20 protein-coding genes are annotated in these 22,764 nt (G+C 37.9%); 14 read left to right on the top strand and 6 right to left on the bottom strand.

Annotated elements, in window-relative coordinates; genetic code table 11:
• Positions 1-59: 59 nt before the first annotated feature.
• The gene (locus CAP51_RS11125) at positions 60-2,792 is read right to left on the bottom strand and encodes a beta strand repeat-containing protein (protein WP_140404431.1); all 2,733 of its coding nucleotides are present in this window, start codon (positions 2,790-2,792) and stop codon (positions 60-62) included.
• A 132-nt stretch (positions 2,793-2,924) separates the two neighbouring features.
• Positions 2,925-4,154, bottom strand: a complete 1,230-nt coding sequence (locus CAP51_RS11120; RefSeq protein ID WP_087620815.1) for an Arm DNA-binding domain-containing protein — start codon at positions 4,152-4,154, stop codon at positions 2,925-2,927.
• Positions 4,155-4,337: 183 nt separating this feature from the next.
• Here CAP51_RS11120 and CAP51_RS11115 point away from each other — a divergent pair, with 183 nt between their 5' ends.
• The 3 genes from CAP51_RS11115 to CAP51_RS11105 all read left to right on the top strand — a co-directional run bounded on the left by CAP51_RS11115 (position 4,338) and on the right by CAP51_RS11105 (position 8,228).
• Complete coding sequence (locus CAP51_RS11115; RefSeq protein ID WP_087620814.1) at positions 4,338-5,819, top strand: tryptophan 7-halogenase; 1,482 nt, start codon at positions 4,338-4,340, stop codon at positions 5,817-5,819.
• Positions 5,820-6,805: 986 nt separating this feature from the next.
• Positions 6,806-7,408 (top strand): recombinase family protein, encoded by a 603-nt coding sequence (locus CAP51_RS11110; RefSeq protein WP_087620813.1) that lies wholly within the window; start codon positions 6,806-6,808, stop codon positions 7,406-7,408.
• A gap of 28 nt (positions 7,409-7,436) precedes the next feature.
• A complete protein-coding gene (locus tag CAP51_RS11105) occupies positions 7,437-8,228 on the top strand; it encodes an EAL domain-containing protein (RefSeq protein ID WP_087620812.1) in 792 nt (263 codons plus the stop codon).
• A gap of 139 nt (positions 8,229-8,367) precedes the next feature.
• On the opposite strand, the gene CAP51_RS11100 is transcribed toward CAP51_RS11105, so the two are convergent.
• On the bottom strand, positions 8,368-9,237 hold the full coding sequence (locus CAP51_RS11100; protein ID WP_087620811.1) for an SDR family oxidoreductase: 870 nt from the start codon (positions 9,235-9,237) through the stop codon (positions 8,368-8,370).
• 140 nt (positions 9,238-9,377) lie between these two features.
• Here CAP51_RS11100 and CAP51_RS11095 point away from each other — a divergent pair, with 140 nt between their 5' ends.
• From CAP51_RS11095 to proB, 3 genes are all read left to right on the top strand, one after another.
• The gene (locus CAP51_RS11095) at positions 9,378-9,755 is read left to right on the top strand and encodes a winged helix-turn-helix transcriptional regulator (protein WP_425426798.1); all 378 of its coding nucleotides are present in this window, start codon (positions 9,378-9,380) and stop codon (positions 9,753-9,755) included.
• An 87-nt stretch (positions 9,756-9,842) separates the two neighbouring features.
• Positions 9,843-11,066: an Obg family GTPase CgtA gene (gene cgtA, locus CAP51_RS11090; RefSeq protein WP_087620810.1), complete on the top strand. Its 1,224-nt coding sequence runs from the start codon at positions 9,843-9,845 to the stop codon at positions 11,064-11,066.
• A gap of 83 nt (positions 11,067-11,149) precedes the next feature.
• Positions 11,150-12,283 carry a glutamate 5-kinase gene (gene proB / locus CAP51_RS11085; protein WP_087620809.1) on the top strand — a complete coding sequence of 378 codons (1,134 nt, stop codon included), beginning with the start codon at positions 11,150-11,152 and terminating at the stop codon, positions 12,281-12,283.
• Positions 12,284-12,383: 100 nt separating this feature from the next.
• On the opposite strand, the gene CAP51_RS11080 is transcribed toward proB, so the two are convergent.
• Together CAP51_RS11080 and map are read right to left on the bottom strand one after the other, a co-directional pair.
• Positions 12,384-12,788 (bottom strand): NUDIX hydrolase, encoded by a 405-nt coding sequence (locus CAP51_RS11080; RefSeq protein ID WP_087620808.1) that lies wholly within the window; start codon positions 12,786-12,788, stop codon positions 12,384-12,386.
• A gap of 55 nt (positions 12,789-12,843) precedes the next feature.
• The gene (gene map / locus CAP51_RS11075; RefSeq protein ID WP_087620807.1) at positions 12,844-13,671 is read right to left on the bottom strand and encodes a type I methionyl aminopeptidase; all 828 of its coding nucleotides are present in this window, start codon (positions 13,669-13,671) and stop codon (positions 12,844-12,846) included.
• Between the two features lie 214 nt (positions 13,672-13,885).
• Between map and rpsB the strand changes: the two genes are divergently transcribed.
• The 6 genes from rpsB (at position 13,886) to ppk1 (ending at position 19,625) form a co-directional block, all read left to right on the top strand.
• On the top strand, positions 13,886-14,641 hold the full coding sequence (rpsB, locus tag CAP51_RS11070; protein ID WP_087620806.1) for a 30S ribosomal protein S2: 756 nt from the start codon (positions 13,886-13,888) through the stop codon (positions 14,639-14,641).
• A gap of 144 nt (positions 14,642-14,785) precedes the next feature.
• Positions 14,786-15,661 carry a translation elongation factor Ts gene (gene tsf / locus CAP51_RS11065; protein ID WP_087620805.1) on the top strand — a complete coding sequence of 292 codons (876 nt, stop codon included), beginning with the start codon at positions 14,786-14,788 and terminating at the stop codon, positions 15,659-15,661.
• Between the two features lie 182 nt (positions 15,662-15,843).
• Positions 15,844-16,017, top strand: a complete 174-nt coding sequence (locus CAP51_RS11060; protein ID WP_087620804.1) for a hypothetical protein — start codon at positions 15,844-15,846, stop codon at positions 16,015-16,017.
• Positions 16,018-16,116: 99 nt separating this feature from the next.
• Entirely contained in the window at positions 16,117-16,506 is a 390-nt protein-coding gene (locus CAP51_RS11055; protein WP_087620843.1) for an Mpo1-like protein, read from the top strand.
• A gap of 173 nt (positions 16,507-16,679) precedes the next feature.
• Positions 16,680-17,363: a monofunctional biosynthetic peptidoglycan transglycosylase gene (gene mtgA / locus CAP51_RS11050; protein WP_087620803.1), complete on the top strand. Its 684-nt coding sequence runs from the start codon at positions 16,680-16,682 to the stop codon at positions 17,361-17,363.
• 189 nt (positions 17,364-17,552) lie between these two features.
• Positions 17,553-19,625 (top strand): polyphosphate kinase 1, encoded by a 2,073-nt coding sequence (gene ppk1, locus CAP51_RS11045; protein ID WP_087620802.1) that lies wholly within the window; start codon positions 17,553-17,555, stop codon positions 19,623-19,625.
• A gap of 125 nt (positions 19,626-19,750) precedes the next feature.
• On the opposite strand, the gene CAP51_RS11040 is transcribed toward ppk1, so the two are convergent.
• Positions 19,751-21,184 (bottom strand): pyridoxal phosphate-dependent aminotransferase, encoded by a 1,434-nt coding sequence (locus CAP51_RS11040; protein WP_087620801.1) that lies wholly within the window; start codon positions 21,182-21,184, stop codon positions 19,751-19,753.
• 239 nt (positions 21,185-21,423) lie between these two features.
• On the opposite strand from CAP51_RS11040, the gene msrB reads away from it, so the two are divergent.
• Together msrB and CAP51_RS11030 are read left to right on the top strand one after the other, a co-directional pair.
• Complete coding sequence (gene msrB / locus CAP51_RS11035) at positions 21,424-21,843, top strand: peptide-methionine (R)-S-oxide reductase MsrB (RefSeq protein WP_087620800.1); 420 nt, start codon at positions 21,424-21,426, stop codon at positions 21,841-21,843.
• Positions 21,840-22,325 carry a glutathione peroxidase gene (locus CAP51_RS11030; RefSeq protein WP_087620799.1) on the top strand — a complete coding sequence of 162 codons (486 nt, stop codon included), beginning with the start codon at positions 21,840-21,842 and terminating at the stop codon, positions 22,323-22,325. Before msrB ends, CAP51_RS11030 begins: the two co-directional genes overlap by 4 nt.
• Positions 22,326-22,764 lie beyond the last annotated feature (439 nt).

The raw sequence follows: 22,764 nt of genomic DNA, 5'->3' as shown, positions 1-22,764 counted from the left end.
TTATTAATATTAAAAAAAGAGAACCCTAGGGTTCTCTTTTTATGACTAATTATTAAATATTAACCGATAATAATCTGATGATTTGCCAATAATTTCTCTAAAGTGGTATCTACATCATTTAATGTAACTAATGTAGTTGAACTATAAGCTCCACCGGCACCATCACGGTCAATACTAATAGTTGTATTCGTACCATCTGATTGTACAGATAGATAGTTACGAATTTCCGCATCCGCTGCTAGTGTTGGCGTACCATTGATATAACTTGCTGGTGTCACACTACCAGTATAACCAATCAATAGCTCTGACAAGTCGATACGGTCTGCATTTGGTGTTGCTTCCCACGTACCTACATGGAAACCATTTACCACATCTGAACCATTACCCCCTGTTGCATTAGCAGCATCAAGCACCTTATACAACAAGGTATCATTACCGCCATTGATCAGGTTAAAGATGTCATTACCACCACGGCCTTCAAACTGGTTATTGCCTGCATTGTCTGTAAAGGTATCGTTACTAGAACTACCTGCAATACCTTCAATATTGACAAACGTTGCTGTGCCAAACCCGGTATTCTGGGCAGTGGTAATAGATAAATCGACTGTGATTGCTGTACTGCCGGCTAGTTTATAATCAACAATGTCCATACCACCTGTATCGCTCCAAGTATTAACACCAGATACTAGTTCACTACCACCGGCACCATTATAGACATGCGTACCCGCCGTGGCATAAAGCGTATCGTTATAACCGGTACCCAGTATACCTACAGTATTAGTACCATCTGTGGCTGCTGTAGCAGTACTAGAGGCAGCTGTACCATTCTCAGTGGTCAATACATAAGCATGATTTTTCTCAACGGCTTTTAAACCCGCCCAAGTCTCATTGACATTTTCAATGGTATTAACACTAGAACCCAGGGTAATAGAGCTTATGCCACCATAATCATTACCGTTAGAAAGTATCACAGCACTGTATGATTTGCTGGCATCCAAACCATAGAAATACACCAGACCTGTAGAGTTTTGGGTATTTACACCGCTTTGTGCATTGATGATTTGGGTAGCCACTACTTGTCCGGTTGCTTCATCAATCAATGCCACTGTGTTGCCATAGTAAGCATTAATACCATTTTTATCCCGAATATTCAGAATAATACTGGTACCATCTTGAATGACCGATTTATTTTCGATATATGATGTTGCACCTGCCTCTGAACGGAAAACGACTAAGTCCTGATCACCATCATAATCCAAATCCACAACCTGAGCACCAGACACAAACCGATAAGTGCTTGCAGCACCAGGACGAATATTTGCCTGAGCTAAGATGGTTTCAGAGGTCCAGTTTACTTGGCCGGAAGCATTAGTACCGCCATTCAGCCATAAAATACCTTTATTATCGGCACTAGAAACATTGGCAGCACTATTTCCTTGTGAAATCCCCGCAATTTCAATGATGTCTATTTTACCATCACCATTCCAATCTACAGCGAGTGAGGTATTACTATTAGTAGCATCGGTTAAAGTCTGGACATTCGTACCTGTACCAACACCATTGGTTGTAGTAACCAATTTGCCTGTACCATCGTTATAGTATATTTCACTATTGGCTGCTGTACCTGTACCGGTTAGTCCACCAATAAACAGATCCATATAGCCATCGCCATTGAAGTCTGCCCACGTTAGGCTCGTATAAACGTTTGTTGTACCATTATCACCATTAAATACATCCGTAACAATCTGTGTATTTGTCAAAGTAGTATTACCATTGGCATCTACACCATTATTGACCACAACTAAGCGAGTACTAACTCCACTGCTACCACCCGTAGAAGTGGTATTAGTACCCGCTGTCCCATGATAAACAATGTCCACATAACCATCGTTATTTAAATCTACACCAGCAATTTCACGGTCTGGGGTTGGATTGCCTGAGTTAGTTGCAGCAACGCCATCCTGGTTGGTTTGAGTATAAACGTATGCACCTGATTTATTAAAACCAAGAATAGTGCCATTGGTATTTAGTACAAATGTAGTATCGTAACCCCCTCGGGTCTCCGCATCATTAGGTGTTTCATCTCCATAAACAATATCGACATAGCCATCACCATTGATATCAATACCAGCAACACCACCATACCAAACATAAGTATTACCATTAGCATCATTGGTTTGTCCGCTAATGCCGAAAGAACCTATTTGAAATACAGTGTAAGTACCATCAGCATTATATTTAAATGACTGTTGGCCATTTGCAAACGAAGTATCTGCGCCCAGAATATCCATCAAACCATCACGGTCAAAGTCAATAAATGAGGATTGTTGTTGGCGGTCTGCTCCCGATATCGCAATAGAAGTAAAAGAACCTAAAGTTGATGGATCCGTCGCATTTTGAGTAAATACTGTTGAATTACTTAAAATTCTCCAGGTACCATTTTCACTTATAGTCAAAGCAGTACCTGTATCATCAGATGTTGCTGCAGTTGCAGTAAAATTAATCGTTGGTGAAGGACTTACAACTAACTCATTGGTTGTATCATCCTGTGTAATTTCTCCCTCAGCATTTTTCAATACAGCACTTACATTATAAGTCCCTATTGGCAAAGCATCACTATCAGGAATCTGTACATACCAAGTATTGTTATCAAAGTCGATGACAACAGCGCCAGTTTGCGAGCTATAGGTTTTGCTATTCACAGTGACTTCAAGATATTCGCCTTCCAGAATATCAAAACCGGTAGAACCAGAAATAATCGGTGTAGTATCCAATGTACTCTGGCTATTCACAATTACTGTTAAATCTATAGAGATTGTGAAGTCATTACTGTTAGAACCGATGTTACCAGCGTGATCTACAACGCGTGCATAATAGGTATATGTATTGATAGTAAAAAAATAAATATAAATACAAAGACTTGATCAATTTTGAAGATCAGAAGTAGTAAAAATGGGACATTCTGGTTTTTGAATATTGCGCCAGATCAGCTCAATTTCATTGGAAGATTCACTATCCATCCATCGACCATATACCTTAATCAGCATAGAGTAATCGGCATGTCCCATTTGGTTGGCTATAAATGCTAAATTACCTCTGGCGGTAAGATTCCAACATGCATATGTATGTCTGGTTTGATAAGGAGGACGATATCTGACATTTGCTCTATTAATAATGGCACTCCATTTTTGATTCCAGGCATTTGGCGAATAGAAAAAATGAATATCAGTTTTTTTTGATAGGTTTTTCGGAGATAATAGTAAATGAATATGATCTTCCCGATATTGATGACGATTAAACCAGACTTGAGCATTCTGAGAAGGGAGATCAAGGGCATATCCCATTAAAATTTTAATTGCTTCTTGTGCTGGTGGAAGTAAAAAAATGGTTCTTTCCTTTTTTGTTTTAGGGATTTTAAATGTTCCTGATTGAGTGATTGATCTGCGAATCGTAATCGTGTTTTGGTCCTGATTTACATCTTCAAATGCTAATCCACATAATTCACCAGGTCTTAATCCTGTATATACCGCAAGTGTAATCGAAGCCCGATCAATCAAATTAAGACATCCTTTAAAAAGTATTTGATTTAATTCTTCAAGGCTAAGTGGATCTGGTTCTTTACTTTGACTGGTAAATCTTTTGCAATATTTGCTTAATCCTTGGTTATATTGGTTATCTTCACACCATTTTAGGAAACCATTCAAAATTGTAAGGTAATGATTCACTGTAGACACCGAATGTTGTGATACCAATTTTACTCTTAGATTTTGGATATCAGTCGGTCGTAGGAGTTCAATATTTTTTTTAATGCCAAGAACTTTTATACATTCGTTTAATGCAGTTTTATAACGAGCTTGTGTTTCAGGTGTAATATCTACAGATTTTAAAGAAAGGTAATGTAAACTCAAATTTTGTAATTCTGCATTTAAGGTTTGGCTTTTTGGGCGAGAATGAGGAAACAGCTCTTTTTCGTTAAATTTACCAGTTCTAAGTGCATGAATGGCTGCCGATCTTAACTGACAGGCATATTTAATATTTGCTTTATTAGGTTCAAGTGGAAGAGTATGGCGATAACGAATGCCTTTGTACATAAAATCAATTCGGATAGATTGATTTCTGATGTGAATGCCTGTAAAAGATTTTTGAATGGCCAATTTTTAATTCCTTTAATATAAAGGAAAAAATATTATGTATGCTTCTTTTCAAGAACAAGAGAATTAAAATAAATATTTAACACATTGGAATAAATGTGACAAAATATACATTTTAGAGATTAAATTCCATAAAGACAACCTATAATTCCAGCTTGGAATAAAACGATTAGATAGAGGAATATGATGCTAGATCTTAGACATGCAAAAAATATAACAATTATAGGCGGTGGAACAGCAGGTTGGTTTGCAGCATTAACTTTAAAAAGGATGTTTTCTGATCATGTAAAGGTACAGGTAATAGAATCTCCCAGTATAGGAATTGTTGGTGTGGGTGAAGGCGGGTTAATCAATTTAGTATCCGCATTAAATAGCCTGAATATTCCAACTAGCGAATTTATGCGTGAAACAGGTGCAGCTTTTAAATGGGGATTTTGCTATGAGGGTTGGCGTACAGGTGAAAAAGAAGATGAATTTTATCATCTTTTCATAAATCCTAAGCATGAGCCTTTTAATCATGAAGCCGCTGCATTTTTGCCTTTGATTTCTGCTTTAATTACTCAGAATATCCCGCTTGCATCGGCTGTAAAAGATTTTGATGTGATTCGTCAAAGAATTTCACAAAAGGATGCAATAGATGTTTTACAAAATGATTCTGGGTTTGCAACATCTTTTCATTTTGATAGTCATAAGGTTGCCTCATTCCTATGTAAAAAAGCAGTAGAGCGAGGAGTAATTCATACGCAAACCAAAGTACATGATATAGTATTTAATGCAGAGGGTTATGCACAACAAATTTTAACTGAACAAGGTCCTTTAAAAACTGATTTTATCATTGATGCTTCTGGCTTCTCACGTTTGGTTATTGGAAAGAAGTTAAAAAGCTCTTGGAGTTCATTCAAGGATTATTTATGGCTGGATCGAGCAATTCCATTCCATGTCTCTCATCACGGTAAGAATCCTGAACTTGTTACCCGTGCAACAGCAATGAAAGCAGGCTGGATGTGGCAAATCCCACTTGTCGAAAGAATCGGTGCTGGTTATGTATTTAGCAGTGAATTTACCACAGAAGATCAAGCAATTGATGAAATTCAGCAATATTTTGGTTTTGAAATAGAACCACAAAAAACTTTAAGTTTTAAGCCGGGCCATTATAAAAAAGTTTGGCAAAAAAATGTCATGGCATTAGGATTGGCATCTGGCTTTGTTGAACCACTGGAGGCAACCTCAATTGGTCAAATGCTAGAGCAGTTAAGAATGTTCGAACGTGTTGTAACACATAGTGGTTGGGTTGTTTCCGACTTAAGCATAGAACAATATAATCAGGCAAATACTGCCAGTTGGCATGGTATACGGGATTTTTTAAGGATGCATTACGACTGCCCAAGACAGGATACGCCATTTTGGCAAAAGGTTGCAAATACACCTTATCCGGAAAGCTATGCTGCTTTGAAAGAGGTATTTATGCAGCGTAGTCCTCGCATGGAAGATATCAAGGGATATGCACAGTACGGCTGGAATGGTATATTCCATGTTGTAAACTGGATCTTTGTTGCACAAGCGCTCAATCTTATTTCTAAAACTGGATGTGCACAAGAGTTACAGATATTACCTATTGAACAGAAAAAGCAAATCATAGCCTATATTGAAGTATTGAGTAATTTTTAAAGACAGATTTGAATGGCTTTTAAAAATAAGCCACTCGTTTTTTAATTATAAATTTTATTTAGCATGTTAATGTAATAATTTTAAGTATTTGATTATATTATCTTATTTATTGTATAATCATTATTTTAGGTCCTTATAAGTTTATAGATAAGTCATATATTTGATATTCAAAATCGATTTTTTTATTCTAAACAGTATATCATCATGCCTTTTCTAATGATCAAAATCTCAAAAGTCAGTGCAAATATGATGATTGAAGAAGTAATTCATCTTAATCATGACGTATTTTTTAATTAAAACATATGAATATCTTTATTTAATAATGCTTCAAAAGTGAAGAAAAACTCTGTTTTAAAATACATAAAAAAAATGAAAAATCAAATTATAAATTTGACCATGTGTTTCTTTTGTAAATATGTAAAAAAATATTAAAAAGAATTTGTGATTGATTTGGCTTAATAGTAAACATTCGTGCAATTTTTCATGAATAAATAAGTTCTGAAATTATTGTATAAAAATAGATCAAATATGAATAAAGACTAAATTTTAATATTAGATAAACTTGATAAAGACAATGAGAAAATAAGGTATTTTTACTTTAACTGATGAGTGATTTTAGGTTAAAGATTTAAATTATAAGGATTAAAAAATTATTTTATAACATGTACTTAAAGGTATTATAATTTTCTTTATTATGTTTTTGTTTTAACTAAGTAAATGATGAAATGATAATTCATTTCTTGAATAAAGCAATTGAAAAATATTTATATATTTTTAATTTTTTAAGAACTATATGTATAAAATTAATTCATTAAAATTAGTATGTGTATATTTTTTTGTTAATTAATATGATGTTTAAAAATTATGTTTAAAACATTATTATAAATTAAACTCATGTTTAATAAGTATTTTTTTTATTGAAAAAATATATAAAATATGAGTTGTATTTAACAATTTATTTTATTTTTGTGCGGAGTATTTAATTTATGCGTACATATGCTTATGTAAGAGTTGATCCAAATACACAAGAAAATTTTAATTATCTTTCTTTTTTTCAAAATTTTGGATACTCAATTCCTAGTCAGAGATTGATTGTAGAAGAAGTTGCTGTAGATACTTCAATCATATATAGAGATAAATTAATCAATTTAATTAATTATGGCTTAGAGACCGGAGATTTATTAATTTTTAAAGGTATAGATTGTTTAGGCAGTAGTTTTGATGAAATATACAATACTGTCAATACTATTGAGGAAAAGAAAATAACACTTATTTGTCTGGATTTTTCCAAGAAAGAAATCACGGATGATCTTAAATTGATTTTCTTTCATTTTTTAAAGTTATGTTCAAGTTTTGAAAGTAAGTTAAAAAATAAAAGAAAGGGAAATCATCCAAGTAGTAGTTTTGTCAAGAAAGTTGGAAGACCAGAAATTTTAACAGCAAATCAAAAAGAGGAAGTATTAGATAAGTTTAAAAAAGGATATAGCGTTTATGCACTTGCTAAGGAATATTCGGTTACCAGAACTGTAATCCAGAGACTATTGGATAAATCTACCAAAAGTCTTAAATCCATAAAACGGGTTCAATAGTTCATTTTGTCAGGATTTAAGGATTTTTATGCTAAAGAATAAATATCTTAAAGAATTAAATTTTGACCGAAATTTATTTTCTTATTTTCTCATGAATAAGGGTACATTAACGTATGAGACGATCCTAGCTTATTATCAACCTATAGTGGACTCTATTGAGAGTAAAGATGTTTTTCTATTTGAAGCTTTAATGCGTTGGGATCACGAAAAATATGGGATATTGAGTGCAGATTATTTTATTGATTACTTTAAGGAAAATGGTGATATTCTTTCTTTAGGAAGTCTTTTCTCACTTCGCTCTTGTCAGGAAATTTTTTTATTAAATCAAATTAACGATTTTAATGCGAGTGTGTCAATCAATATTTCAATGAGAGAACTGAGTGCACCTTTTTTTATTGAAAACTTCAAGGCAATGATAAAGCAGTCTGCCTTAAGTCCAGATTTAATTGTTATTGAATTATCTGAACTAGAATTTATTGATTCATTGGTTTTATATAAACAAATTCTTTATCAATTGAAAGAATTAGGGATAAGGATATGTATTGATAATTTTGGTTATCATTTTTCTAATTTTGGTTATTTGTTACGATTACCAATAGATATGGTGAAAATCGATAAGCAGATTGTACACAAAATACAAAGTGATCAGGAAATGTATTTAATTATAAGTAGTTTGATCAATATTTGCCATAATCTCAACATTAAAGTTATTGCTGTAGGTGTTGAAACTGAATCGCAATATTCTCTATTGAAAAATATCAATTGTGATTATTATCAGGGTTATTATTTTTCCGAACCATTCGCTTTAGACCTGATTTGATGGAATCGGGTTCGTTTATGTGGTGTTAAGTATTCTATACAATCTATCTATTATTTATTGATGCCAATTGAATGACTGACAATAGTCTGATGTAAATTTGGGAGTATTGTCAGTCGGTTAGCCTATAAAAGCAAATTATTTAAGACAATGATTGGGATAATATTGTACGTATGGTTTCTGCCATAGGCGTCGTTGCTCGTCCAATCAGTTGATGTAAATCTTTTCGATCACTATACATCGCGCCTTTAGAAACGCCTTCGTCAGCATCTGCTAGAATATCTGCAAAAGTCTCAGGTAAACCTACTTTGATTAATGTCTGTTTAAGCTCATCTTCAGATAAATCCTGATAAACAACAGGCTTGCCTGAAATTTCAGTCGCCCATTGTGCCACATCATCCAATATATAGCTGTTATCGCCTGCCAGTTCATAGATTTTATTTTGGTGCCCATCACTGGTTAAAATCACTGCTGCGGCAGTGGCATAATCCAGTCGTGATGCAGAGCTGATTTGTCCGTGGTGTGTTGCTCCAATGATTGCACCAGTTTCAATGGATTGCGGCAATGTCATTGCGTAGTTTTCACTATACCAATTATTCCGCAGAATCGTATAAGGAAGGTGAGAAGCCTTAATCAGTTTTTCTGTTGCAACATGCTCTTGTGCAAGGCTTAAAGGGGATTGATCGGCATCAAGTAAACTGGTGTATGCAATCAATTGTATCCCGGCTAGTTCGGCAGCTTGAATGACATTTTGATGTTGTGTCACACGTTTGCCAACCTCACTGGAAGAGATTAACAATAAATGGGTAATGTCTTTTAAGGAGGAGAGTAGTTGTTCAGGACTGTTATCGTAATTAAACGGTCTAATTTCGACACCATATTGATTTAAAACTTCTGCTTTATTTAGATCACGAGCCAGAGCAACAATATTAAAAGCTTCGGTACGTTGCAGCAATTGTTGTAGTACCAGTTGACCAAGTTGGCCAGTTGCACCTGTGATGGCAATACGCATGAGATTTTCTCCATATTTGCAATGAATAGATGTTTAGAATGTTGTGTAGGATTATTTTATTCTCTATACTTACGAATAGTAAGTACTTACCTAAACGTAAGTAAAGGTTGTTTTATTATTCTTTTGTAACGGTGAGTATGATGATGCATGCTGATGATCGAAAGGGGTATGTACTGGCACAAGATTGTCCATCCAGACAGATTTTGATGAATTTAACCAGTCGCTGGGGTGGACTTGTATTGATCGCTTTACGAGGACAAACCTTAAGGTTTGGTCAATTACGTCATCGTATTGGTGGAATCAGTGAAAAAATGCTGGTGCAAACCTTAAAGGCACTACAGCAGGATGGATTTATTGAACGGCAGATGTATGCAGAAATTCCGCCGCGTGTGGAATATTGTTTAACCGAATTTGGTGAGCAGGCTGCGGAAAAGGTATTTCAACTCACCTCATGGATTGAAGAATCCTTACCGGATATTTTGCAACGCAGACAGGTCATTGCAAATGTTGACGACTAATTTCCATTGCATCATGATAAAGCATCGAGAATTTTTGAAAATCATGGCATAATACGCCGCTTTTATATTGAGGTTGAGGATTGGACTATGCGCTTTGTTGATGAAGCAGTCATTACGGTAGAAGCTGGAGATGGCGGCAATGGCGTAGCCAGTTTTCGCCGAGAGAAATTTGTACCGTTTGGTGGGCCTGATGGTGGCGATGGTGGTCGCGGTGGTAGCGTCTATCTGGTCGCAGACGATGATACAAGTACACTGGTTGATTATCGTTATACCCGTCGTTTTCGCGCAGAACGGGGTAAAAATGGTGCAGGTGCAAACTGTACCGGCCGTGGCGGGGAAGATATCATTCTTAAAGTGCCAGTTGGGACAACCATCGTAGATATTAACAGTGGCGATATCATTGGTGATCTGGTTGAAGATGGTCAACGTGTGATGGTTGCTTGTGGTGGCGATGGTGGACTAGGGAATACACATTTCAAATCCTCTACCAATCGTGCGCCAAGAAAATGTACACATGGTGGCGAAGGCGAATCACGTGAAATTCGTCTTGAGCTTAAGGTACTGGCTGATGTTGGCTTATTGGGTATGCCAAATGCTGGTAAATCGACGTTTATCCGCGCGGTAAGTGCTGCAAAACCAAAAGTTGCCGATTATCCATTTACTACTATGGTACCGAATCTGGGTGTGGTGGATGTGGATCGTCATCGTTCTTTTGTTATGGCTGATATTCCTGGTTTGATCGAAGGTGCAGCCGAAGGCGCAGGTTTGGGGATTCGTTTTCTAAAACATTTGGCACGTACCCGAATTTTATTACATATTGTTGATGTACAACCGATTGACGGTTCTGATCCCGCTTATAATGCCAAAGCCATTTCTGCCGAACTAGAAAAGTTTTCACCGACTTTGGCGCAGTTACCAGTAGTATTGGTGTTAAACAAACTAGATCAATTGAGTGAAGATACTCGGGAAGAATGGTGTAAACATATTCTGGACGAGTTGCAGTGGGAAGGTCCGGTCTTTAAAACTTCTGGCTTGCTTGCAGAGGGCACCAAAGACGTTATTTATTATTTAATGGATCAGATTGAGCAACAAAAAGAACTTGAAGTTGAAGATCCTGAATATGCTGCACAGGTACAAGCTTTCCGTGTGCAACTGGAAGAAGAAACCCGTGAGCAAACCATTGCGGCAAAAGAAGCTTATCGTGAAAAACGTAAAGCCCAGCGTGAAGGTCTGGAAAATGATGATGGTTTCGACGACGATGATTTTGATGACGACGATGACGAAATGGAAGTGATTTATGTGCGTGATTGATTGATGTGACGAATCAATATGGTGAATTGATATAAAATTTACCAGTTTGAGTCACTCGTACATGCACCTCTGGTTGAATGAAGATGATAGAAGTAATAAACGATAAACGTGTCTTGTCCAATTGTAAACGTATCGTGGTCAAAATTGGTTCGGCATTATTGACTGCTAATGGACAAGGTCTGGATTTGAATGCAATTGCACATTGGGCAGGTCAAATTGCACAGCTGCATGATCAGGATTTTGAAATTATTCTGGTTTCTTCAGGTGCGGTTGCCGAAGGTATGGTGCGTATGCATTTACCAAGTCGTCCGGAGGATTTACCCAGCTTGCAGGCCTGTGCAGCAATTGGTCAAATGGGACTGGTACAGGCGTGGTCCAGCGTGTTGGAGCAGCATCAGATTCGCGCAGCGCAGGTCTTATTAACGCATGATGATTTAACTGATCGTCGCCGTTATCTTAATTCTTGCGATGCGTTGCAACATTTAATCGACTGGCGTGTCATTCCTGTGATTAATGAAAATGACACAGTGGCGACTGATGAGATCCGTTTTGGTGATAATGACACACTTGCAGCCATGGTTGCAGCACAGGTTCATGCCGACTTATTGATTATTTTGACTGATCAACAAGGAATGTTCGATTCTGATCCTCGTAGCAATCCAGATGCAAAATTATTGTCTACTGTACGTGCTATGGATGATCGACTTTTTGATATGGCAGGTGGTGGTGGAATCCTTGGTCGTGGAGGGATGTTGACCAAAGTCCGTGCTGCACGTTTGGCTGCAAAATCAGGCTGTCCGACTTTAATTGCCAGTGGCGAAAGTGAAAATGTGTTAACTCGTCTAATGAATGGCGAAATGCTAGGTACCTTGTTTACTTCAGACAATGATCGTATTACGGCACATCAGCAATGGCTTGCAGCACACTTACAAACTGCTGGTCGTCTGGTACTGGATGATGGTGCGGTTAAAGCAATCAAGGAAAATCATCGTAGTCTATTGCCTGTAGGTGTTAAAACTGTGGAAGGGCATTTTGAACGTGGTGATGTGGTGGAATGTGTCGATACAATCGGTTTACGTGTGGCAGTGGGTCGGGTTAATTTTAGTTCCCGTTCTGCCGATTTAATTAAGGGATTGGCATCCAATAAAGTACAGGAAGTCTTGGGTGAGGCACGTTCTCTGGAAATGATCCATCGCAATCATATGGCGATTTATTAATATTGATTGGGTTTGATTGTGATGAAATATTGAGTAAGAAAGTTGCTGAATATTTCATTTTTGTTATTTTATAGATTTATATATCGTCCAATCATTCACATTAAAAACTTCGGCTCACAACAGTACCATTAAAATTCAGGCAGTCTTCAACCCGAATACGCTGTACAGGACTTAATTCTTGTAGATTAAACCAATGATAGGCATCATGCTCATCACTTAGTTGGATCACTGCATTTGCTGCTAAAGAACAGCGAAAGATAAAGGCATGTGAATTGACATTATGGTGATAGTACACACCACTTAGATAATCCACAATAACTTCACAGCCTAGTTCTTCCTGACATTCCCGTAACAGGGCCTGATGAATCGTTTCACCTGGATCAAGTCCACCACCGGGTAATCCCCAGTCCCGATTGGCATAATTGGCTTTGAGCAACAGAATTTGCTGCTGCTCATTACAAATCACCGCATGTGAACTCATGCGGTAAAGGTCATGAAATGCCATACCTTTTCCATCATTTAGGGGTTAAAAAACCGGGACAAGCCCGGTTAAATGTAGATTATTGTCCAAAACGGGACAAATCTTCTTCTGGGCGAGCGGTGAGTACTTCAATGCCTGTTTCAGTCACCAGAATGGTATGTTCATATTGTGCAGACAATTTATGATCTTTGGTGACCACTGTCCATTTATCGCCTAATGTTTTGGTTTGCCAAACACCAGCATTGACCATGGGTTCAATGGTAAAGGTCATACCTGCTTCAAGACGCATGCCAGTCCCTTTTTGACCATAGTGTAAAATTTGTGGATCGTCATGAAATACAGTACCGATACCGTGACCGCAATATTCACGTACTACACTAAAGCGTTGTGATTCGACATATTTTTGAATGGCGTAGCCAATATCACCCACATAAGAACCAGCGCGAACAGTTTCCATGCCGATATACATGGCTTCTTGCGCTACATCACACAGACGTTTTGCCAGAATTGTGGTTTCTCCACCCACGATATACATCATGTTGGTATCGCCATGGTAACCATCTTTGTTGACTGTTACATCAATGTTTAAAATGTCGCCATGTTTTAAGATTTTATTTTCAGAAGGAATGCCATGGCAGACCACATGGTTTACAGAAGTACAAATGACATGCTCAAATGCCGGACGACCATGACCGCCACCATAGCCCAAACATGATGGATTGGCGTGTTGAACATTGACAATATAGTCATGACAAATTGTATCAAGTTCTAACGTACTTACCCCCGGCTTGATATAGGGCTTAATCATCTCTAATACATCTGCTGCGAGTTTGCCCGAAACGCGCATTTTTTCGATCGCTTCAGGGGATTTGATTAAACGGCGAGGTGCTGCATTAAAACTATTCATAATCTTCTTCAAAAAATTTTGGCAATTTATAAGTGACTATGGTATAAATACCCGCCCGTTTTATCAAATGGTTTTTTTGTATTATCTATACCAAAAATTTCAATGACGAAACGGAAAAATCCGCACATATGTCGTCACATTACTCTGGGTGCTCAAAAAAAGAGTGGAGAATGCGGACATATGGAGGCCTAACCCAAACTGTAAGGTAAAGAAAATGGCAGATTATAACGTAAGTATGCGTGACCTTCTTCAAGCTGGTGCGCACTTTGGTCACCAAACTCGTTTCTGGAATCCAAAAATGCGTCAATACATTTTTGGTGCACGCAACAAAATTCACATTATCAACCTTGAGCATACTGTTCCTGCGTTAAATGATTCTTTAAATTTTGTAAACCAATTGGCAAGCAAAAAGAATAAAGTATTGTTTGTTGGTACAAAACGTGCTGCGTCTAACATCATCCGTGAACAAGCACAACGTGCTGGTCAACCGTATGTAGACCATCGTTGGTTAGGTGGTATGTTGACCAACTGGAAAACATTGCGTCAGTCTATCAACCGTTTAAAAGATCTTCAAACACAATCTCAAGACGGTACTTTTGCGAAACTGACCAAGCGTGAAGCTTTGGAACGTACACGTGAAATGGAAAAACTTGAGCGTTCTTTAGGTGGTGTGAAGAACATGGGCGGTTTGCCTGATGCATTATTCGTTATCGACGTTGATCACGAAGCAATTGCAATCAAAGAAGCAAATAACTTGGGTATCCCAGTTATCGGTATCGTTGATACAAACTCTAATCCAGATGGCGTAGATTACGTGATTCCTGGTAATGATGATGCGATCCGTGCAGTAACTTTATATGCTTCTGCAATGGCAGATGCGATTATTGCTGGTAAAGAATACGCACAAACTCAAGCAAATGCACAAGCAAAAGTTGAAGAGCCTGCTGTAGAAGCAACTCCAGAGGCTTAATGCACTAAATTGCCAAATTTGTCATCATGGCGAAATGCGATGATGGCAAATTAAGGCATGTAGTGATGCAGACGGCCCTCGGCATACTTAGGGCCGTTTTTTGTTGGAAAGATTTTTGACATAATCCGAATTTAGGAGAAAGGCATGAGCTCAATTACTGCAGCCATGGTAAAAGAATTACGTGACCGTACTGGTCTTGCGATGATGGAATGCAAAAAAGCATTAACAGAAGCTGCTGGTGACATCGAACTTGCCATCGATAACCTTCGTAAATCTGGTCAGGCAAAAGCAGCGAAAAAAGCGGGTAACATTGCTGCTGATGGTGCAATCGTTATTGAGCAAGTTGATAACAAAGCGATCGTTCTAGAAGTAAACTGTCAGACTGACTTTGTTGCAAAAGATGAAAACTTTGCTAACTTTTCCAAGAAAGTTGCTGCTGCTGCTTTGGCTGCAAACGAAATTGATCCAGCGAAAATTGCTGAATTAAAACTGGAAGATGGCCAAACTGTAGAAGAAGCACGTATTGCTCTTGTACAAAAAATTGGTGAAAACATTCAGATCCGTCGTGCACAAATCATTGAAGGCGACAACCTTGCTGTTTACAAACACGGTTTAAAAATCGGTGTTGTCGTTTCTTATGCTGGTGATGCAGAAACTGGTAAAGGTCTTGCAATGCATGTTGCAGCATTTAATCCGGTTGCAGTAAGTGCTGAACAAGTTCCTGCTGATTTAGTTGCCAAAGAGAAAGAAATCGCAGAAGCGAAAGCACAAGAATCTGGTAAACCTGCAAACATCATTGAAAAAATGGTGACTGGTTCTATCGAAAAATTCTTGAATGAAGTTGCACTTGATCGTCAACAATATGTTATCGACAACGACAAGAAAGTTGCTGATGTATTGAAATCAACTGGTACAACAGTGACTCAGTTCATTCGCTTCGAAGTAGGTGAAGGTATTGAGAAAAAAGCAGAATTAAGTTTTGCTGAAGAAGTTGCTGCTGCACAGGCTGCTGCAAAATAATACGATTGACCACAGGTTAATCGTGTGGGGCTGGATATGTTAAATGTTCAGTCCTTTTTATTTGTATGAAAAAACAGTATGCTTAGACATTATGAGGAAACTATTGACAGGCCATCAATGCATTCCTGAGTAGGAAGAATGTCAATAGATCTGAGCGAATTTAAAATATCTGAGAATCCATCATGTCTAATCGCAAAGTGAACAAGGCATTGGTAAAATTACCTTTTCCAATACCCAGCAAAGATGACGGTGAGCAAGACGCTATCCATAACCAAGTACGTCCAAAGCCGGAGCAGTATGCTGATCGAACCTGGATGCCGCCTCGTGGTACACGACGCTCTATGGGGAAACGCTGATCTTTAAGGACATCATTCAGTAAAAGATCAATTCAGTTGAGATGATTTAAGGAGAGAATCATGACCACATCGCAAGCAAAGGTTGCCAGCCGATTAAAAATGGATTTGCAGCCGACCAATACGGCGTTACCTGTTGTTATTGATCGGCCTCAATTGACTATGCCGATCAAAAACTATCAGGATTTTTATCGTTTTTATTTAACTGAACATCATGATCTAAAATGTAGACGTTTGCATTTTCTAGGCAGTAGCCTAGGTTTACTGGCATTGACAACGGCTGTACTTAAAAAACAAAAAAGATATGTTGGCTATGGTTTATTTGCGGGTTATGCCTGTGCTTGGGTAGGGCATTTTGTATTTGAAAAAAATAAACCTGCTTCATTTAAACAACCTTTATACAGTTTTATTTCTGACTGGCGTATGTATTATCATATTGTGACTGGTCAAATCAGCTTATTTGATCATGCTAAAGATCGGTTCCCACATTAAATACAGTTGGCTTACATAAAAATTCTGTCGTAAAATTCATGGCTTCGCTACAATGTCGAAAATTTCAGGCTGAATGTTTGATATGAATATTTTTAGTCTAGATCTTTTGTGGTGGTGATATTGGCCAAAAAATTGTGCCAAGTTTTTGATTTATTCAGGGTAGCTCTATTTCTATGAAAAAATGGTTAATGCGATGCATCATGCTGTTTGTTTGTTTCGTATTGCTGATTCAGATCTGGATTTTTGCGAGTCTATTCTGGTGGCGTAGTCATCCGGTGGAAACTACAATGTTCATGCGGACATATTACTGGACCACGCCGGATGCCAAAATTTATCATCAATGGAAAGATGCCGATCAAATTAGCGATCATTTCAAGCGTGCTGTGATTGCTGCTGAGGACGGACGTTTTTTGCAACATAAGGGTTTTGACTGGGACGGTATGATGAATGCCGTACAACGTAATGAAAAAAAAGGGGAAGTTGTCGCTGGTGGATCGACTATTTCCCAACAATTGGCAAAAAATCTTTTTTTATATAATAAGCGTTCCTATATCCGTAAAGGGCAAGAGGCAGTTGCCACATGGATGATGGAACGGATGTGGTCAAAACAACGTATTCTGGAAGTGTATGTTAATTCTGTTGAGCTAGGCAAAGGGATTTATGGGGTTGAGGCAGCTTCACGTCATTATTTCGGCAAAAGTGCCAAGAATTTAAGCCGGGATCAGGCCATTAAACTGGCAGCAATGTTACCAAATCCAAAATATTATCAGGATCATCCAAATGATCGTAGATACCAGTTTAGACAACGTTTTATCAATAAATATATTTCTCATGCCAGATTACCAAGTGATGATTGATTCATTTTTTAATTTTTATTTTTGCTATATTTTTTAACGGGCTATAGCTGATCATATTGATCAAAATGTTTGATGTATGAATTTTCATAAACTAAAGTCTAAATTTGTAATATTTTTATCGAACTGTCACAATTTTGACGCATAATAATACTAGAAAATAGGCATAACTTAATTTTAGGGCATTATTCGATGAATCAAGTGGTCGAAGCAGCACATAACTATACTTTTCATGATCGTTATATTAATCGTGAGTTATCAATTTTAGATTTTCATTTGCGGGTTTTAGAACAAGCGGTTAATCCGGGACATCCGCTTCTGGACCGTTTAACATTTTTATTGATTTTTTCCCGCAATATGGATGAATTCTTTGAAATACGTGTTGCTGGGCTAATGGAGCAACTGACGCTTGGCAACGAAAGTCATACGCCGGATGGATTAACACCCAAAGAAGTGTTAGAGCGGATTTCGGAAACGGCGCATGCTGCGATTGAACGTCAATATCGTATTTTAAATGAAGAAATTTTGCCTAAGTTGCGTGAGGAAGACATCTGTTTCTTAAAGCGCAATGAGTTGACCGCAGAGCAGCTGGCATGGATTAAAAAATATTTTCAGGAACAGGTTGCTCCAGTTTTAACGCCGATTAGCCTTGATCCAGCGCATCCGTTTCCACGTTTGGTGAACAAGAGCCTGAACTTTATTGTTACGCTTGAAGGCAAGGATGCATTTGGACGGAACATTGATCTTGCTGTTGTGCCTGCACCGCGCTCATTACCTCGTGTTGTGCGTTTGCCGAATGAATTAACTGGCGGCAAGGAACATCATGTGATGTTGTCTGCCATTATTCATGAGCATGTATCTGATTTATTCCCGGGTATGACAGCGACAGGATGTTATCAATTCCGTGTGACACGAAATGCCGATTTGGCACTGAATGAAGATGTTGAAGATTTAGCCAAAGCTTTAAAAGGTGAGTTGAGTTCTCGTCGTTTTGGTCAGGCGGTACGTCTTGAAGTCACAGAAAGTTGTCCTGCGCATATTTATGATTATCTACTAAAAGAATTTCAGCTTGATAGTAGTGCATTATATAAAGTTGAAGGTCCTGTTAATCTAGCGCGTTTAACTTCTGATTTTAATCGCCCACATTTGCGTTATGTACCATTTACGCCGGTGATTCCTAAAGCATTCAAGAAGTCTGAAAGCATTTTTTCTGCCATGAAAAAGCAGGATATTTTATTGCATCATCCATTTGAATCTTTTGGTCCTGTGATTAACCTGTTACGTGAAGCAGCGCGTGATCCACAAGTGCTTGCGATTAAGCAAACGCTTTATCGTAGTGGTGCAAATTCTGAAATTGTTCAGGTATTGGCAGAAGCAGCACGTAATGGTAAAGAAGTCACTGCGGTGATTGAATTGCGTGCCCGTTTTGATGAAGAGTCCAACATTGCAGTGGCTAATGTCTTGCAGGAAGCTGGTGCAGTTGTGGTGTATGGCATTGTGGGTTATAAAACCCATGCCAAGATGATTCTGATCGTGCGCCGTGAAAATAATAAACTGATACGTTATGTACATTTAGGCACAGGAAATTATCATGCCGGTAATGCACGTCTATATACCGATTATGGTTTATTAACCACAGATAAAGAATTGTCTGAAGATGTGCATCGTGTTTTTCAAGAGCTGACCGGTATGGGTAAAACAGTCAAATTGAAAAAACTGTTACATGCGCCTTTTACCTTGCATCAACAATTGATGAACTTTATTGATGTTGAAATTGCCAATGCCAAAGCCGGTAAAGTCGCCCGTATTATTGTAAAAGTGAATGCCTTAACCGAAAAACAGTTAATGGATAAACTATACGAGGCATCGCAGGCGGGTGTACAGATTGATCTGATTATTCGTTCAATCTGCTGTTTACGTCCGCAATTACCAGGTTTGTCTGAAAATATTCGTGTTCGTTCTATCGTGGGTCGTTTTCTGGAACATACCCGTGTCTATTATTTTGAAAATGGTGGGCAATCACGGATTTATTGTTCAAGTGCCGACTGGATGGATCGCAACCTGTTTAACCGAGTTGAAGCTTGTTTCCCAATTGAAGATCCTGTGCTTAAAAAGCGGATTTATGAGCAAGGCTTGATTAATTATTTGGAAGATAATCAGCAGGCATGGATTTTACAGCCGAATGGTCAGTGGTTGCGTGTAGAAATGAAAGAAGGTGAACAACCACATACTGCACAAAAAGTTTTGCTTGATCAATTAACCTAAATTTAAAATATTGTATTCAGTTTTACTGACATGATTTAAATATTGATCTTATCAGAAATAAAAAACACCTTTTACCATATGGCGGAAGGTGTTTTTTGTTGAAAGCGCGTTTTTAGGTAAAAGCTCTAAGCTCTTAATTTTGCCAAAAAACGTCCGATACGGGTAATGGCTTCACGTAGTTCAACCGGCGCTGGCAGAAATACCACCCTAAAATGGTCCGGTGTTGGCCAGTTAAAGCCAGTACCTTGTACCAACAATACTTTTTCTGCTTTTAATAAATCCAGCATTAATTTTTCATCATCGTGAATCGGATAAACATTCGGATCCAGTCGAGGGAAACAATACATTGCACCTTCGGGTTTAACACAGCTGACACCCGGAATTTCATTGAGCATTTCCCAAGCAATATTGCGCTGCTCGTATAAACGTCCACCCGGACGGATTAAATCATTAATCGATTGGTAGCCACCCAGCGCTGTTTGAATCGCATATTGTGCCTGATGATTGGCACATAAACGCATGGAAGCCAGCATATCCAGACCTTCGATATAATCTGCTGCTTTGGATTTGTCACCGGAAATAGCCAGCCAACCGGAGCGATAGCCTGCAATACGATATGCTTTGGATAGGCCATTAAATGAAATACATAAAACATCTTTGGCAATCGAAGCTATGGCAACATGCTCTAGACCGTCATATACAATTTTGTCGTAGATTTCATCGGCAAACAAAATTAAATCGTATTTACGAGCCAGCGCAACAATTTGTTCAAGAATATGGCGAGGGTAGACCGAACCAGTTGGATTGTTCGGATTAATCACCACAATACCTCGGGTATTGGCGGTAATTTTACTTTCCATATCGGCAATATCGGGATACCAGTTATTTTCTTCATCACATTTATAGTGGACGGCTACACCACCGGAAAGATTGACTGCTGCGGTCCAAAGTGGATAATCCGGCATCGGAATCAACATTTCATCGCCATCATTTAATAGGCCCTGCATCGACATCACGATGAGTTCGGAGACGCCATTACCAATATATACATCATTGACATGTAGGTCTAAAAGGCCTTTTTGCTGGTAATACTGGCAAATAGCTTTACGGGCAGGAAAAATGCCCTTGGAATCGGTGTAGCCAATAGCATTAGGCAAATTCATGGCAACATCATTGATAATTTCCTGTGGTGCTTCAAAGCCAAAAGGTGCAGGATTACCAATATTGAGTTTTATAATTCTATGGCCTTGTTCTTCCATTTCATTGGCGGCTCGCAGCACAGGCCCACGAATATCGTAACAAACATGTTCGAGTTTGGCTGATTTTTTGATTTCTCGTTCGATTTTTTTGGTCTGGTTGATTGCAGTATTTTGAGTCATGACAGGATTCACTTTGGCATATCGGTATAAATAACTTTTGAAGGTCTCAACCGTTAATAGATCAAGATCATGTTGATCTCGCAGTAATTCAACAATTTTTTCATGGGTAAAGCCGGATTGCTGATATTGCCTGATCACAGGTAATAGATTTTTAAAAACAACGCTTTTTTTTTGCGACATTTTTCTATCCTATACAACAGTGTGCCAAGCATAGCACCATCTTTGCTTACTTTAAAGGGTATTATGATGAAAACTGCTTTCTAAATTCAATTATTTTGCTTACTATTTGCTTTCTTTAAAATAAATCACTAATATTTTATAAATTACACAGTTAACTACTGGAATTTTGATGATGAATGGCGTAAATATAAAATCTAATCGTCATGACATTTTCACGAGTAAAATGAAAGGAGCGGGCAATGGGAAAAGTCAATAAAACAGACCGCGAATGGCAGCGAGAGCTTAGTCCCGAAGAGTATCGTATTACTCGGCAAAAAGGGACAGAGCCAGCTTTTCAAGGTAAATACTGGAATAGCAAAGCCGAGGGAACATATTATTGCCGTTGTTGTAACACACCATTATTTTCTTCCGAAACCAAGTATGATTCTGGTTCTGGCTGGCCAAGTTTCTATCGTCCTATCAATAATAGTAATATTGATGAACATACTGATCAAACCCACGGCATGGTGAGAACGGAAATTACCTGTCATGTGTGTGACGCGCATTTGGGACATGTTTTTGAAGATGGACCTGAACCTACGGGATTGCGTTATTGTGTCAATTCCGCATCATTAAAATTAAATACAGCAGAAAAAAATGACGAGGACAATTATCCATGACCAGTATCTACCAATTTGAAGCAGAGCGTCTGGAAGGTGGCGAACAATCGCTGCAAGAATATAAGGATAAGGTGATTCTGATTGTTAATACGGCCAGTAAATGTGGTTTTACACCGCAATTTACTGGTTTGGAAAAACTCTATAAAAAGTATAAGGATCAAGGATTTGTTATTCTGGGTTTTCCCTGTAATCAATTTGGTGGACAAGATCCGGGATCAAACGAAGAAATTGGTCAATTTTGTCAGCGTAACTATGGGGTAAGTTTCCCCATGTTTGCCAAGGTGGATGTAAAAGGGCCAGAAGCCCATCCGATATTTCGTTATCTTACCAGTGAAACGCGGGGATTTATCAATAAAAATATTAAATGGAATTTTACCAAGTTTTTGGTGAATAAGGCCGGAAAAGTTGTTGGGCGTTATGCACCTACAACAAAGCCTGAAAGTCTGGAAGAGGATATTGAAAAAGCCTTAAATGATGCTTGATCTTGCTTTATTGAAGATACGCTAAAATCGATTGGGTCGAGCATCAGCGCTATGTAAGCGGTTTTAAATGATTTACTTCATATGCTATAGGGTGCTTTTTGCTCGATTTAGATGCTTTTACGGAGTCTGGCTGGCTGTTAAGTATTTGATATTGTTATTGGAATCGTAAGGCTTAAATGTCTTTTTAAAGTCTTTAAAGTTTAAAATGATTACTCAAATGAAAGTGTAGTCGTCTAATGATGTAAAATACAAAATAATAGGTATCTTGGCGTTGATCAAATCTGGTTCGTGCTAAGTTGTGATATGCACATATTTTCGAATTGAAACCATTTATCTATTTTTATATCTTGGATCAAGGGATGGAGATATCATCTAATACTTGGGTTAAGTATTCGCATGAATTAAAAGGGGGATATAACGATGTAGGAAAGTGAAAAAA

Source organism: Acinetobacter populi (assembly GCF_002174125.1).
GTDB lineage: Bacteria > Pseudomonadota > Gammaproteobacteria > Pseudomonadales > Moraxellaceae > Acinetobacter > Acinetobacter populi.
The sequence above is the reverse complement of the archived record's forward strand: the minus strand, read 5'-3'. Positions and strand labels throughout refer to the sequence as shown.